Origin of the sequence: Maricaulis sp. (assembly GCF_039978735.1) — a bacterium.
Taxonomy (GTDB): domain Bacteria; phylum Pseudomonadota; class Alphaproteobacteria; order Caulobacterales; family Maricaulaceae; genus Maricaulis.
The window spans coordinates 51,064-63,749 of sequence record NZ_JBDWAS010000021.1; the positions used below are offsets into that span (position 1 = coordinate 51,064).

15 protein-coding genes are annotated in these 12,686 nt (G+C 61.8%); 8 read left to right on the plus strand and 7 right to left on the minus strand.

Annotated features, from left to right (window positions below; genetic code table 11):
• Positions 1–322: 322 nt before the first annotated feature.
• Both ABJO18_RS06400 and ABJO18_RS06405 read right to left on the minus strand, forming a co-directional pair.
• The gene (locus ABJO18_RS06400) at positions 323–985 is read right to left on the minus strand and encodes an HNH endonuclease (RefSeq protein WP_348335735.1); all 663 of its coding nucleotides are present in this window, start codon (positions 983–985) and stop codon (positions 323–325) included.
• A complete protein-coding gene (locus ABJO18_RS06405) occupies positions 978–2,288 on the minus strand; it encodes an AAA family ATPase (protein ID WP_348515801.1) in 1,311 nt (436 codons plus the stop codon). The genes ABJO18_RS06400 and ABJO18_RS06405 overlap by 8 nt, the downstream gene beginning before the upstream one ends.
• A 378-nt stretch (positions 2,289–2,666) precedes the next feature.
• On the opposite strand from ABJO18_RS06405, the gene ABJO18_RS06410 reads away from it, so the two are divergent.
• Positions 2,667–3,848, plus strand: a complete 1,182-nt coding sequence (locus ABJO18_RS06410; RefSeq protein ID WP_348515802.1) for an MFS transporter — start codon at positions 2,667–2,669, stop codon at positions 3,846–3,848.
• 110 nt (positions 3,849–3,958) lie between these two features.
• The gene (rpmG, locus tag ABJO18_RS06415; protein ID WP_271188226.1) at positions 3,959–4,126 is read left to right on the plus strand and encodes a 50S ribosomal protein L33; all 168 of its coding nucleotides are present in this window, start codon (positions 3,959–3,961) and stop codon (positions 4,124–4,126) included.
• Between the two features lie 124 nt (positions 4,127–4,250).
• On the opposite strand, the gene ABJO18_RS06420 is transcribed toward rpmG, so the two are convergent.
• Together ABJO18_RS06420 and ABJO18_RS06425 are read right to left on the minus strand one after the other, a co-directional pair.
• Positions 4,251–5,609, minus strand: a complete 1,359-nt coding sequence (locus tag ABJO18_RS06420; RefSeq protein WP_348335118.1) for a PleD family two-component system response regulator — start codon at positions 5,607–5,609, stop codon at positions 4,251–4,253.
• Between the two features lie 31 nt (positions 5,610–5,640).
• Entirely contained in the window at positions 5,641–6,018 is a 378-nt protein-coding gene (locus tag ABJO18_RS06425) for a response regulator (protein WP_348335120.1), read from the minus strand.
• 180 nt (positions 6,019–6,198) lie between these two features.
• Here ABJO18_RS06425 and ABJO18_RS06430 point away from each other — a divergent pair, with 180 nt between their 5' ends.
• Together ABJO18_RS06430 and ABJO18_RS06435 are read left to right on the plus strand one after the other, a co-directional pair.
• Positions 6,199–7,092 carry an ROK family protein gene (locus ABJO18_RS06430; protein WP_348335122.1) on the plus strand — a complete coding sequence of 298 codons (894 nt, stop codon included), beginning with the start codon at positions 6,199–6,201 and terminating at the stop codon, positions 7,090–7,092.
• Complete coding sequence (locus tag ABJO18_RS06435) at positions 7,089–8,372, plus strand: DNA polymerase IV (protein WP_348335124.1); 1,284 nt, start codon at positions 7,089–7,091, stop codon at positions 8,370–8,372. Before ABJO18_RS06430 ends, ABJO18_RS06435 begins: the two co-directional genes overlap by 4 nt.
• Before the next feature lie 6 nt (positions 8,373–8,378).
• Here ABJO18_RS06435 and ABJO18_RS06440 read toward each other — a convergent pair whose 3' ends face one another.
• On the minus strand, positions 8,379–9,245 hold the full coding sequence (locus ABJO18_RS06440; protein ID WP_348335126.1) for an alpha/beta hydrolase: 867 nt from the start codon (positions 9,243–9,245) through the stop codon (positions 8,379–8,381).
• Between the two features lie 102 nt (positions 9,246–9,347).
• Here ABJO18_RS06440 and ABJO18_RS06445 point away from each other — a divergent pair, with 102 nt between their 5' ends.
• On the plus strand, positions 9,348–9,809 hold the full coding sequence (locus ABJO18_RS06445) for a RidA family protein (protein WP_348335128.1): 462 nt from the start codon (positions 9,348–9,350) through the stop codon (positions 9,807–9,809).
• Positions 9,809–10,120 carry a cupin domain-containing protein gene (locus ABJO18_RS06450; protein WP_348335130.1) on the plus strand — a complete coding sequence of 104 codons (312 nt, stop codon included), beginning with the start codon at positions 9,809–9,811 and terminating at the stop codon, positions 10,118–10,120. Before ABJO18_RS06445 ends, ABJO18_RS06450 begins: the two co-directional genes overlap by 1 nt.
• Here the strand turns inward: ABJO18_RS06450 and ABJO18_RS06455 are convergent.
• Complete coding sequence (locus ABJO18_RS06455; protein ID WP_348335132.1) at positions 10,117–10,692, minus strand: manganese efflux pump MntP family protein; 576 nt, start codon at positions 10,690–10,692, stop codon at positions 10,117–10,119. The genes ABJO18_RS06450 and ABJO18_RS06455 overlap by 4 nt on opposite strands.
• A gap of 144 nt (positions 10,693–10,836) precedes the next feature.
• On the opposite strand from ABJO18_RS06455, the gene ABJO18_RS06460 reads away from it, so the two are divergent.
• Positions 10,837–11,580: a DsbA family protein gene (locus ABJO18_RS06460; protein ID WP_348335134.1), complete on the plus strand. Its 744-nt coding sequence runs from the start codon at positions 10,837–10,839 to the stop codon at positions 11,578–11,580.
• A 92-nt stretch (positions 11,581–11,672) separates the two neighbouring features.
• Positions 11,673–12,158: a hypothetical protein gene (locus ABJO18_RS06465; RefSeq protein WP_348335136.1), complete on the plus strand. Its 486-nt coding sequence runs from the start codon at positions 11,673–11,675 to the stop codon at positions 12,156–12,158.
• A gap of 66 nt (positions 12,159–12,224) precedes the next feature.
• On the opposite strand, the gene ABJO18_RS06470 is transcribed toward ABJO18_RS06465, so the two are convergent.
• Positions 12,225–12,641, minus strand: a complete 417-nt coding sequence (locus ABJO18_RS06470) for a VOC family protein (protein ID WP_348335137.1) — start codon at positions 12,639–12,641, stop codon at positions 12,225–12,227.
• Positions 12,642–12,686: the final 45 nt, after the last annotated feature.

The window sequence follows — 12,686 nt, forward strand, 5'->3', positions numbered from 1 at the left end:
TCATCCGCCCTGCGGGCACCTTCTCCCCGGTGGGGGAGAAGGGGGTGCGCCGAGAAACTGGCGAGCCCGTTCCATAGAGCTTCTTCAGAACTACCAACTCGCGCTAGTGGCTGTCATCTCAGCCCCAAGCGCACATTTGAGGATGCCGGACATTTGACCGGGGAGAGACCAACGGCGGCAGATAATGACGTCACGCGGCTAGCTCATGGGGAAAAGCGATGGGCTGGGAACTTCGAAGCGGCTTCAGAATCAGCCCGTCCCACGTCTACAATTTTCATTATAAATGAACAACAAAAATGGCGATATAGAACCAATAATCACCCTAAACAACAACAAGCCCTAAGCGCTCACTCGCATCACCCCTTAAACAACGAGCTAATGCAGCGTACTCTTTATCACTTTCTGCCTCATCGCAAAAGTCATTCCACAAAATTTGTTTTACATCTTCGCTCTTCGCATTTTCAATATTTTGAAGAAGCGAGTTTAAATATTTCAATCGTTCAGTTCTGCGTTCTACGAGCTCGCCTCTATTGAGCTTAAGAAGCCTCTCTGTCCGCAACGCATCATCACGACCAGGCAATGCAAAAACGAGTGGCCCTTGTGGCCAAAAAGCGAATTCAGGGTCGACACGGTATGGATCAACGAAGGTATCATCCTGAACGGGTGCATTTTTCTTGTTCGTATTGCAAACATCACACGCGATAGTGAGATTATCCCATGCAAACATCCGGGATGGATCATCAGATTTAGGAACTACGTGTTCGATGTCTCCATAAGTTACGTGCCGGACTTTGCTCTCACAGTAAGCACATTTCGAGTGAGTTTCAGAAAGAAGCGCCCCTTTTATTTCCGCGTGGTTGTACCTACCCACGTCGCTTGAAGTTAACTTCTCGCCTTTACTTAACTTATCGAGAACCGATTTAGTCCAACGAGCGGCATGCTTTACCAATCTCTCGGGAGGATCTCCCTTGATCAATCTAATCATCTGCCGCCAGAACCCCCTGTAATGCCTGCGAATATAGCCCCTCATACCCGAGTTCCCGAAGTTCATTACGTAGCTCATCGAGGAGTTCGGGGCTCAATTTTCTGCCTTGGTACCGCTTAACTATGGAGTCCACATTTTCCTCTACCCATTCAGGTATAGTTACTGGGACACCTAATACTTGTCGGAGAATATCGCTCGCCGAACCCGCTCGGTTTACGTGATCTAATTTTTCACCGAAAACCCTACTCGTCGAGGACGGCGCTATTTTATCAAACCCTTCCATCTCGCCTGTTTCAGCATTTTTGTAGCGCAAGACATGAACCGTTGAATCCTTTACCGATGAAACCATAAATGGACTGTGGGTAGCGATTACAAATTGCGCCTGTGGAAATGTTTTTATCAAATTTCGCAACAAAGAACGCTGCATTGTTGGGTGTAGGTGATTTTCCGGCTCATCCAATGTTACAACAAAATCTTCGCCACTTAGTGAAAACATATACAATCGCCAAGTGAGATCTATGATTGTCATTATCCCACCAGAAGCGGCATCAATAAGAAACTCACCAGACTTGGTTATGAGAACTACCTCAGGCGGCCTAACAGCAATATCCATAAAGCCCAACGAAGGAGGCATCATACCCCTCAATGAATCAACGAACCCGTTGTACGCGCTTAATATATCTGGATTTCCGTCGACCCTTTTATTACCCTCACCAAACAAAGCCATAGCTATTATGGCTTCTTTCATTCTGTAATATGTAGAAAATCCTGTAAAATTTCCCGAATATTTTGCATTTATTTCATTATTATACGAATTATATGCCTTTTGCGGTGTAATAATGTCTGCGGGAATGTGAGCAACTTGTTTAAAAATTGGAGGTTCCGCATGTGAATCAATGTGGATGCCCCGAACATTCTGCTTGTTGTGTCCTTTCACCTTGAATTGAACACCACCCGATTTAGGAATTACGAGCTTGCTTGTTTCTCCATTTTGATAACGTAACTCGCCTATTTGCGTCTCTGGCCCGCTAGATTGATCGAACCCGAGGATGTTCCATAAGCGGGAGAGCGTTTCGCCAAAAATTCCTGTCACATAAGAGAATTGTCCATCACTGTCGCGGACGGGCGTTGCGAGAAACGGTGACTCGAAACTGAAGTGCCGATTGAGCAACTTGAGCAACGAGCTCTTTCCAGCACCGTTAGCTCCCGTGATCACCGTGAGGCGAGGGTGAAAGTCTAACTCGACGGAACCAAATTGCCTCCAACCATTCACCCTGAGACGGCTAAACGTGGTGTGTGTCATCTGAACGTCTTTCACGAAGGGTGGCATGCTCTGGTGGCAGCACTCGTGGCGGGCACTATGCCGCCATATCACTTAAAGGGGATTTTTATGCAGATCGACCTATCGGGCACAAGTCAAAATGAACTGTGGTTGCAAATAGTAACAACGTTGTTCCACTGAACGAGTCAGTCTGCAGGGATGCGAGATGTTTTTGAACTATCTCTTCCCCTCTCCCCCACCGGAGAGAGGACTGAGGCGGGGTTCGCGGAGCGAATTCAACAGGCCGGGGGCCTGTTGAAAGCAACGAAGGGTGAGGGGCGCGTGGCAACGCCGCGCAAAACGAAAACCGCCCTGCCCCCGAAACGAGACGCATCGCGGCGCTTTGGCTATAGCTGCGCCATGACTGCCGCTGCCGAACTCACCGATCTGCGCCGGGGCAATACGCGCGCCCTGATTGCCGCCATCTGCTGTGCCGGCGTGTGCGGGATCGTGTTTGGCTTGTCCATGCCGCTGATCTCGCTGCGCCTGGAATACATGACCGGGTCCGGTGTGCTGGTGGGGCTCAATGGTGCGGCCGCGGCCCTGTCGACCCTGGTGATGGCGCCGCTCGTGCCGCGCCTGATGACGCTGGCGCCGCCGCGCTACATGCTGATCGGCAATCTTGTTGTCGCGGCAGCCCTGTTCGCGCTCTTCCCGGCCTTCCCGGTGGTGGCGATCTGGTTTGCCCTGCGTTTCCTGAGCGGCTGCAATATCACCGTCGTCTTCGTGATTTCCGAAAGCTGGATCAACCAGGTGGTCACGCCGGCGCGGCGCGCCTTCATGCTGGGTGTCTACGGCACGGCGCTGGCGGGCGGTTTCGGCATTGGCGGCCTTCTGTTCTCGGTGCTCGATCCGACCGGCGACCTGCCCTTCTACGTCGCCTCCGCCATATTCCTTCTGGGCACCCTGCCCGTGGCCCTGCTGCGCGGTCCCCAGGCCGTGGCGCCCGACCGCGACGGCTCCTCGCTCAAGGCGATGCTGGGCGCAGCCCGCTCGGCTCCGGCCGCCATCCTGGCGGGCCTGGCTTTCGGCGCGCTGGAGACGCTGCTTTTCTCGCTACTGCCGGTCTATGGCGAGCGGATCGAGCTGACCCATGCCACGATCGGCATGATGGTGTTCGCCGTCGCCATGGGCGCGCTGAGCTTCCAGATCCCGCTGGGCTGGATCGCCGACCGGACCGACCGGCGCGCCACCCTGTTCTGGATCGCCGTAACGACGACCTTCGTGCCCGTGGGGATCGGTCTGGCCGGCGGGTTCACGCCGGCCCTCCTGCCCCTCCTCTTCATCCAGGCCGGGGTTGCCAGCGGACTCTACTCGGTCGGCCTGTCCCTGCTGGGCGAACGCTTTGCCGGCGGTGCCGTGGCGGCAGCCAATGCCGGCTTCATCTTCGCCTACGGGCTGGGCAGTTTTGCCGGCCCGCCGGTTGCCGGCAGCGCCATGGACACGATCGGGCCCTGGGGGCTGTTATGGACGCTGTCCGCGGTCTCGGCGGCCTATGTGCTGGTCTTCGGCTTCAGACGCCTGACAGCACAGAGCGATTGACCGCCGAGAACAGTTGACACTGACGCGCCCATGCGTATGTTCGCGCGCTCCCGCGACGGCATGCGCCGTGGCGCACGTGACATCCGGGACTGCAGACAGGATTTAGAGCCATGGCGAAGCCGACAACCATCAAGATCCGCCTGAACTCGACGGCCGGTACGGGTTACTTCTACGTGACCAAGAAGAACGCCCGCACGATGACCGAGAAGCTCGTGCTGAAGAAGTACGACCCGGTCGCGCGCAAGCACGTCGAATTCAAGGAAGCCAAGATCAAGTAGGACAGGCGCCCGACGCTTTTCCGAACGCATCTTGCGACGACAGACACAGAACGGCCCCGCCGGAGAAATCCGGCGGGGCCGTTCTATTTGCATCTGCTGCCTGTAAGCCGTCAGCTGTGAGCCGTCAGGCGGCGCTGGCGACCTGGACCTGGTTGCGGCCTTCATGCTTGGCCGTATAGAGCGCCTGATCGGCGCGGCGCAGCACGGCCTCGACGCCCTCACCCGGCAGCGCCTGGGCCAGACCGACACTCACCGTGACCGCGATATCGGTACCATCCTCGAGCAGGAAGGGCGCATCCGCGACCACGCTGCGCAGCCGCTCGGCGGCAATCCTCGCCTCGGCCAGGCCGGCCGCCGGCATCAGCACCAGAAACTCCTCGCCGCCATAGCGCGAGGCCAGGTCCAGCGCCCGCATCGCCTTCTGGATCCGCTCGGCAAACTCGCGCAGCACGATGTCGCCGGCCTCGTGGCCGTAGAGATCATTGATCGACTTGAAGTGATCGATATCGGCGATCAGCACCGAAACCGGCGCACCGCCATTGTCGGCGCTCGCCAGGGCCTGGCGCAGGCGTGAATTGATGTAGCGGCGATTGTGCAGCCCGGTCAGCGGGTCGGTCACCGCCATTTCCAGGCTCTGGTCGAGCTGGCTGCGCAGCCGGTCGGCATAGCGCTTGCGGCGCAGCTGGGTGCGCACGCGCGCATTCAGCTCACCCGCATCGACCGGGCGGTAGATGATGTCGTTCACACCGAGATCGAGCGCCCGCACGGCCTGGGCGGTATCGTCCGGACTGACGACCGTCAGGATCGGCAGCGGACGGGTCGCCGTGTCGGAGCGGACCCGCGCGCACAGGCGCAGGCCGTCGAATTCGGGATGGGTGAGATCGACGATCAGCAGGTCGATCCCCTTGCGCATCTCGGCCAGGGCCTCGACCGGATCGGTGAGCACCTGGGCGCGCACCTGTTCCGGCAGCGCCGAGGCATAGCGCGCTCCGGCCCGCGGATCGGCGCTGACAATGACGGCACTGGCGATCTCGGCCGGATCATCGGCAAAGTCGGCCTGCAGCTCGGCAATCGCCGAACTGCTCTCGCGATAGCGCAGCTCGTCGAGCACGGCCTTCAGCCGCAGCAGGCTGCGCACGCGGGCGAACAGCGCGACATCGTCGATCGGCTTGGTCAGGAAATCATCGGCCCCGGCCTCGAGCCCGCGAATCCGGTCCTCGCGCTGGTCCAGCGCCGTGACCATGACGACCGGGATATGCCGGGTGGACAGGTCGGCCTTGAGCCGCTCGCAGGTCTCGTACCCGTCCATGCCGGGCATCATCACATCGAGCAGGATCAGATCGGGTTGTTCGAGACGGGCGGCCTCGATGGCCTCGTAGCCGTTGGTAGCGGTGCAGACGTCGAAATATTCTGCCTGAAGGCGGGCTTCGAGCAGGCGGACATTGGCGGCCTGGTCGTCAACGACGAGGATACGCGCACTCATACCTGTTCGCCCCTAACGCTAACGCCTGTCCCTAGTCCAGAAACTGCCGGACCGTCTCGATGAAGGTGGTCACGGTGATCGGCTTGGACAGATAGGCCTCGCAACCGCCCTCCCGGATCCGCTCCTCATCGCCCTTCATGGCAAACGCCGTCACGGCCACAACCGGGATCGCCGACAGGGTCTCGTCATCCTTCAGCCACTTGGTGACTTCGAGGCCGGAGACTTCCGGCAGCTGGATGTCCATGAGAATCAGGTCGGGTGCATGCTCGCGCGCCATCTCGAGCGCCTTGAAGCCGTCCTTGGTCTGCAAGGTCTCGTAGCCATGGGCCTCCAACAGGTCGTTGAAGAGCTTCATGTTGAGCTCGTTATCCTCGACGATCAGGACCTTTTTGGGCATGACCTGCAGCATGTCGGCGACGCGCTTCCCGTTTGATGCACTGTTTTACCGTGCGTGTTTAACCCCGCCTGCATCAAACCCGATCTTCCTTAACCAACCATGAGTCAACGGGTACTTTTCGTCCCTTTCGGAACAAGATAAGAACAAATTGGCAGATTTGAAGGGCAATCTTGTCCACGGGTGGTGCGCGGCATGATACGAATCGGGATCGACCTGGGCGGCACGAAGATCGAGGCCGCCGCCATGAATGCCGCCGGCGATATCCTGGCGCGCGAGCGGCGTCCGACACCGGGCAGTTATGGCGCACTACTGGACACGATTGTTGCTCTTATTGCGCACCTGGAGAGTGATTATGGACCCGCTAAGGTGGGGGTTGGTCATCCCGGCTCCCTCAGTCCGAAGACCGGCCATATCCGCAACGCCAACTCGCAATGGCTGAACGACCGTGCCCTGGGCAGCGACCTGGAAGCCCGGCTCGATCGCCCGGTGCGCCTCGCCAATGACGCCGACTGTTTCGCCCTGTCCGAAGCCCGCGACGGCGCGGCAGCCGGTGCCAACATCGTGTTCGGTGTCATCCTGGGTACCGGTACCGGCGGCGGCATCGTGATCGACGGCAAGCTGCTCGATGGTGCGCAGCGGATCGCCGGTGAGTGGGGACACAATCCCCTGCCCTGGCCACAGCCGGACGAATATCCCGGTCCGCAATGCTGGTGCGGCCAGACCGGCTGCCTCGAGACCTGGCTGTCCGGACCCGGCATCGCGCAGGACCATGCCCGCCGCACGGGCACCACGCTGACAGCGCTCGATATCGCCCGCTCGCCGGACCCCGCCTGCCGTGACAGCATGGCCCGCCATGCCGACCGGCTGGCCCGTGCGCTGGCCAGCGTCGTCAATCTGATCGACCCGCACGTGATCGTCCTGGGCGGCGGTGTCTCGAATGTCGACGGCCTGGCAGAGACGGTACAGGAGCGCCTGGCGGCGCACATCTTCTCGGACGTTCTGGAGACACGGGTCGTCCGCCATCTCCATGGCGACAGTTCCGGCGTGAGGGGTGCGGCCTGGCTGTGGCCGGCCGAGCCACGATGAGCGGCGATCCGGGCTATTGCCGGGCCTGTCTGGCGCCCCTGCCGAACGGTGCCGGCGATGCCTGCCCGTCCTGCGGTTCGCACAAACTGCTGCGGCATCGCGAAATCAACACGCTGTCGATCGCCCATATCGATTGCGACGCCTTCTTTGCCGCCATTGAGAAACGCGACAATCCGGCGCTGGAGGAATTGCCGGTCATTGTCGGTGGCGGCCAGCGGGGCGTGGTCTCGACCTGCTGCTATGTAGCACGGCTCTATGGCGTGCATTCGGCCATGCCGATGTTCAAGGCCCTGAAAGCCTGCCCGGACGCCGTGGTGATCAAGCCCGAGCACGGCAAGTATGTCACCGAAGGGCGCCGTATTCGCGAGCTGATGCAGGACGTTACCCCGCTGGTCGAACCGCTGTCGATCGACGAAGCCTTCCTCGACCTGACGGGCACGACACGCCTGCACGGCGCGCCTCCGGCCCAGACGCTCCTGCGCCTGCAGCGCCGTATCCGCGAGACGGTCGGTATCACCGTCTCCGTCGGCCTCTCCTTCAACAAATTCCTCGCCAAGACCGCGTCCGACCTCGACAAGCCGCACGGCTTTGCCGTCATCGGCGAAGGCGATGCGCAGGCTTTCCTGGAAAAGCAGCCGGTGCGGGCCATCTATGGTGTCGGCCCGGCCTTTGCTGCCAAGCTGGAGCGTGATGGCATCCGCACCCTCGCCGACATCAGCCGGCATGGCGACAAGGAGATGGCGCGGCGCTATGGCGAGATGGGTTTCCACCTGGCTCGCCTCGCGCGCGGCGAGGATACACGCCGGGTCAAGCCGGAACGCGACCGCAAGAGCGTGTCGAGCGAGACCACTTTCAATGCCGATCATGACGACCGGGAGACGCTGGAAAAACAGCTCTGGCGCCTGTGCGTCCGCGTCTCGGACCAGATGAAGGCACAGGCGATTTCCGGCTCGGTGGTAACATTGAAACTCAAGACGTCCGGCTTCAAGACCCGGACGCGGCGGCGCACCCTGTCTGAGCCCAGCCAGCTGGCCGACACACTGTTCAGGGTAGGAAAGGAATTGCTGGCACCGGAGATTGACGGCACGCGCTACCGGCTGATCGGGATCGGTTTTTCCGGCCTCCAGCCCGCCGTCGCAGACAGCGGCGATCTTCTCGACCCCAATGCCATCCGCCGCGCAACGGCCGAACGCGCGATCGACAGGGCCCGCGCAAAATTCGGCGGCGATGCCGTGGTCAAGGGCATCGCCTTCCGCGCCAAGCCGAAGCGGGAGCGCTAGAACCCGTCAATCTGCCGTCGTGTCGAACCAGTCGAACGGCATCGGCCACAGTCCCTCGGCGCCGCGCCGGAAGGCCCCGGAATGCCCGACCCGCCTGGCGCCGATATCCTCGGGGGCAAGGGTGACGAGTCCGGTGGGTGCAGCGGAATAAAGATCGAGAATATCCTGCGCGGCGCCTGTCGTCGCAATCGGATCGTCGGTAAACTGGTAGGAGCGGATCGGAGCCTCGACCGCGCCGAAACAATGTTCCCCGATCGCATCGAAATCATCGCCCAGATAGCCGGGTCTGGATGCCCAGCGCCGCCATTGCAGAAACACATCCCGCGGCAGCGCCGTGCCGCCCCACATGCCACCCGGCGGGATATATCCTTTCAGGGCGAGGCAAGCCGGGCCGTAGGCGAACCAGAAGAACAGGACCTGCGGCCGGTAATAGGCCAGATGCCGCCCCCAATGCCCCGACCCGACACAGATGAAGGCATGCGCACGCGCCTTTGCGGCATTGTCGGCCAGGCCGACAAGATGCCCGCCCACCGAATGACCCAGCGTGAAGAGCGGCTTACCGGGTGCCAGCGCCTCAGCCCGGTCGAGCGCGGCGGTAAAGTCGAACCGGCCCCAGTCGACAATATTCGCCGTGTAGCCGCGCATCCGCGCCGGCGCCGACCCCGCAATCCCGCGATAATCATAGAGCAGGCAGGCATAGCCCCGCTCGGCACCGGCCAGGGCGATCCGGCGGTAGAAGCCCTTGGGAAAGCCGGTCCCCGAGGAGATCAGAACCGCCGCCCGCGGCTGTTCGGGCGCGATGATCCGCCCCGACAGCGAGTAGCCGTCGCGCGCATCGAATCGGATTTCGTCTTCACGGATCATCGTCGTCATGTGCGCACTGTGCCGGATGACGTTCGCGTCAAGTCAAGCAGGCAGATTGCATGGGGCCGATACGTCACTAAGTTGTCGGCATATCGAGCCAAGGAGCGCCCCATGTCCGCCATCGAAGCCCGTCTTGCCGAGCTCGGCATTTCCCTGCCCGAACCGGTTGCCCCGGTTGCCAATTATGTCCCCTTCATGCGCACCGGCGATCAGGTCTTCCTGTCCGGACAGGTCTCGATCGGCCCGGACGGGCTGGTCGCCGGTACGCTGGGCGGCGACATGGATCTGGAAGCCGGACAGGCCGCGGCGCGGCTGTGCGGCATCAATCTCATTGCCCAGATGAAAGCCGCCTGCGACGGCGATCTGGAACGCGTGAAGCGGGTCGTCCGTCTTGGCGGCTTCGTGGCTGCCGCCCCGTCCTTCACCGATATTCCCAAAGTGGTGAATGGCTGTTCCGACCTGATGGTCGATGTGTTCGGCGACAAGGGCCGCCATGCCCGCTCCGCCGTCTCGTGTCCCGTCCTGCCCCTGGGTGCCGCCGTCGAGGTCGATGCCGTATTCGAGATCGCCTGATGAAACGCATCCGCGCACGGGACTTCACCGCCGAACGGGCCTGGGGTGCCGAACGCCTCGCCCTGTTCGGATCCACCGGGGTCAGCCTGCACTGGACCGACCAGCCCTATCGCTGGCACCGCAATACCGGCGACGAGGTCTTCGTGGTGCTCGATGGCCGGGTCGAGATGAAATACCGCGAGGCCGGCGTCGAGAAATCCATGCTGCTGGAAGCCGGTGACGCGCTGGCCATCGGGGATGGCGAAGAGCATGTCGCCCATCCCCTGGGCGAAGCGCGCATTCTCGTCGTCGAGGACGCGGACAGCGACTAGCCGCCGGTCATGTGGCTGACGAAGATCGAGACACCGATCAGGATCAGTACCGCCCCGCCGGCGATTTCGGCGAGCCCGCCCAGCCGCTCGGCGACCTTGGGACCGATCCGGTAGCCCAGGCTGGCCATGACAAAGGAGGTCAGCCCGATTGCCAGGGCCGACCAGGCGGGGCCGCCGGCAAGCGCCAGGGCGATCCCGACGGCAGCAGCATCGATACTGGTCCCCAGCGCGGTAACGACCGTGGCCAGCAGGCCCGACGCGGTGGGGGCCGGCTCTTCCGCTTCGCCCTCGTCCGCGTCCCCTAATCCATTACGGATCATCATGCCGCCGATTGCGACCAGAAGAATCAAGGCGATCCAGTGATCGACGGCGGTTATCCAGTGCGCCGCAATCCGCGCCAGCATCCAGCCCGCCAGGCACATCAGCCCCTCAGCGAGACCGAACACCGCCCCCACCCTCATGGCTCTCAGGGTTCGCGCGGTCGGATCCGAAGCACCCCGGGCGAGCGCAGCGGCAAAGGCGTCGGTCGAAAGGGAGAGGCTGGTGAGCGGGAGTGTGAGGAGCGAGATCATGTCTCCGCATAGGCGCGGCAGTGCAGACCCGCAAGCGGTCGGTGCGCTTCAAAGCCTCACACGATGATTTTACACCGGAAAACCTCGCAGTGCGGGGCAAGACCGGCTAGATGTGCGGCGCTACCGGTTTCAAGGGGTCCGATCATGACACGTTTTGCGGGAATTCTCGCCGCCGCCATTCTCCTGATGGGTTGCCAGCAAGGCGATGCCAGCGCCCAGCTGTCCGATACCCAGCGCGAGGAAGTGCGCGACATTGTGCGCGACTACATCCTGGAGAACCCCGAAATCATCGAGGAAGCCCTGATCGAGCTGCAGCGCCGGGCCCGGGCCCGCGAGATGCAGGCCGCCTATGACGCCGTCGAAGCCCAGTCCGATGCGATCTACAACGATCCGCGCGACCCGCGCCTCGGCCCGGAAGACGCGGAGATCGTGATCGTCGAATTCATGGATTACAAATGCTCCTATTGCCGGGTCGCCAATGACTGGGTCGAAGACGTGCGCGAAGAGCATGGCGACCGCATCCAGTTCATCATCAAGGAATACCCGATCCTGGGCGAGGATTCGCTGGAAGCCTCGCGCGCGGCCATCGCTGCCCTGCAGCAGGGTACGGACGTCTATGAAGCTTTCCACAATGCGATGGTGTCCTCCTCCGGCCCGCTACCCAGCGAGCGCATCAACCAGCTCGCCCGCGTGTCGGGTGTGGATGTCGAGCGCATGCGCGAGGCGATGGAGAGCCCGGCCATCATGGAACACATCAGCCAGGTCCGCTCGCTCGGCCAGGTACTGGGTGTGACGGGCACGCCCTTCTTCATCGTCGACGGCACGATCGTATCCGGCGCCAACGAGCTGGCGCTTGACCAGGCCCTGCAGCGGGCGCTCGCCGAGTAGCCCTGCACACCCGCTTCGCGTCCCCGGAACAGGGGATGCCCGCGCCCGGTCCGGTTCGGCTAGATGATGGCGGAACCGGACCCGGAGACGCGATGCGGTACGCATTCATCCCCATGGCCTGTCTTGCCATCCTGCCTGCAGCCTGCGGGAAGATGCCGGGCGAGCTGCGCGAATACGTGCAGCAGGAGGGCGATTGGGGCTGGGGCAACGGGACGGGCTGCAAGGACCGGACGGATGTCTGGGACATCGCGGGCGATCAGATCACGATCTACAGCCAGGGCGAGATTGCCGGATATCTGCGTCTGGATGAGCGTCGCGGTCTTTACTCCAATGGGCTGACGTCCGGCAGCGGGGCCTGGACCGACATGCTGTGGATACTGCACGGTCCGGCCCCGGACGGCAGCGGCGAGAGCGGCCGCCAGGAGATGCGTCTTGCAATCCGGGGCGGACCGGGGCGAACCACCGCCCTGCGCACCTATAATCACCGGCTCTTTATCGACGATGCGACGGGAGACCGCCGCCGGATCGACGAGCCCCGGCGCGGCGACCGCATGATCCCCTGCAATGAACGCAGGTGAGAGCCGCCGGGCTTGCCGGTTCCGTCCTCCTGAACTGATGCCCGCCATCGCTAGCCGGACAAGCGGTCAGACGCTTATCTCGACATGCCCGGCCGCGCTGATTGTCCAGGCCGGATTGTGCGCGACTTCCCAGGCGTGTCCGTCCGGATCGGCGAAATAGCCGGAATATCCGCCCCAGGGGGCCTCCTCGGCCCGCTTCAGCAGGCTGCCCCCGGCTGACACAGCCCGGTCGAGCGCCGGGTCGACCTCGGACCGGTCACGCACATTATAGGCGAGCGCGATCCGGCCGGTCCCGTCATTGTCGCGTTTCATGTCGAGATCGAAACTGTCACGCCGGAACAGCCCCAGCACGATGCCGTTCAGCTGGAAGAAGACGACTTCCTCATTCTCGAAAGCCGCTTTCCAGCCCAGCGCTTCATAGAAAGCCCGCGAGCGCGCGATATCGGCGACGCCAAGGGTGATAAGCGAGACACGCTGCTCCATTCCGGTTCTCCCTGTTGGAAAACCAGAATAGAACAAAAACGGAAC

Excerpts from the sequence above, each read along its gene's own strand:
- ABJO18_RS06470 (WP_348335137.1), bottom strand. The coding sequence starts at position 12,641 with ATGGAGCAGCGTGTCTCGCTTATCACCCTTGGCGTCGCCGATATCGCG.
- ABJO18_RS06430 (WP_348335122.1), top strand. The coding sequence starts at position 6,199 with ATGATACGAATCGGGATCGACCTGGGCGGCACGAAGATCGAGGCCGCC.
- ABJO18_RS06420 (WP_348335118.1), bottom strand. The coding sequence starts at position 5,609 with ATGAGTGCGCGTATCCTCGTCGTTGACGACCAGGCCGCCAATGTCCGC.
- ABJO18_RS06465 (WP_348335136.1), top strand. The coding sequence starts at position 11,673 with ATGCGGTACGCATTCATCCCCATGGCCTGTCTTGCCATCCTGCCTGCA.
- ABJO18_RS06440 (WP_348335126.1), bottom strand. The coding sequence starts at position 9,245 with ATGACGACGATGATCCGTGAAGACGAAATCCGATTCGATGCGCGCGAC.
- ABJO18_RS06400 (WP_348335735.1), bottom strand. The coding sequence starts at position 985 with ATGATTAGATTGATCAAGGGAGATCCTCCCGAGAGATTGGTAAAGCAT.
- ABJO18_RS06405 (WP_348515801.1), bottom strand. The coding sequence starts at position 2,288 with ATGACACACACCACGTTTAGCCGTCTCAGGGTGAATGGTTGGAGGCAA.
- ABJO18_RS06450 (WP_348335130.1), top strand. The coding sequence starts at position 9,809 with ATGAAACGCATCCGCGCACGGGACTTCACCGCCGAACGGGCCTGGGGT.
- ABJO18_RS06445 (WP_348335128.1), top strand. The coding sequence starts at position 9,348 with ATGTCCGCCATCGAAGCCCGTCTTGCCGAGCTCGGCATTTCCCTGCCC.
- rpmG (WP_271188226.1), top strand. The coding sequence starts at position 3,959 with ATGGCGAAGCCGACAACCATCAAGATCCGCCTGAACTCGACGGCCGGT.
- ABJO18_RS06435 (WP_348335124.1), top strand. The coding sequence starts at position 7,089 with ATGAGCGGCGATCCGGGCTATTGCCGGGCCTGTCTGGCGCCCCTGCCG.
- ABJO18_RS06410 (WP_348515802.1), top strand. The coding sequence starts at position 2,667 with ATGACTGCCGCTGCCGAACTCACCGATCTGCGCCGGGGCAATACGCGC.
- ABJO18_RS06460 (WP_348335134.1), top strand. The coding sequence starts at position 10,837 with ATGACACGTTTTGCGGGAATTCTCGCCGCCGCCATTCTCCTGATGGGT.
- ABJO18_RS06425 (WP_348335120.1), bottom strand. The coding sequence starts at position 6,018 with ATGCTGCAGGTCATGCCCAAAAAGGTCCTGATCGTCGAGGATAACGAG.
- ABJO18_RS06455 (WP_348335132.1), bottom strand. The coding sequence starts at position 10,692 with ATGATCTCGCTCCTCACACTCCCGCTCACCAGCCTCTCCCTTTCGACC.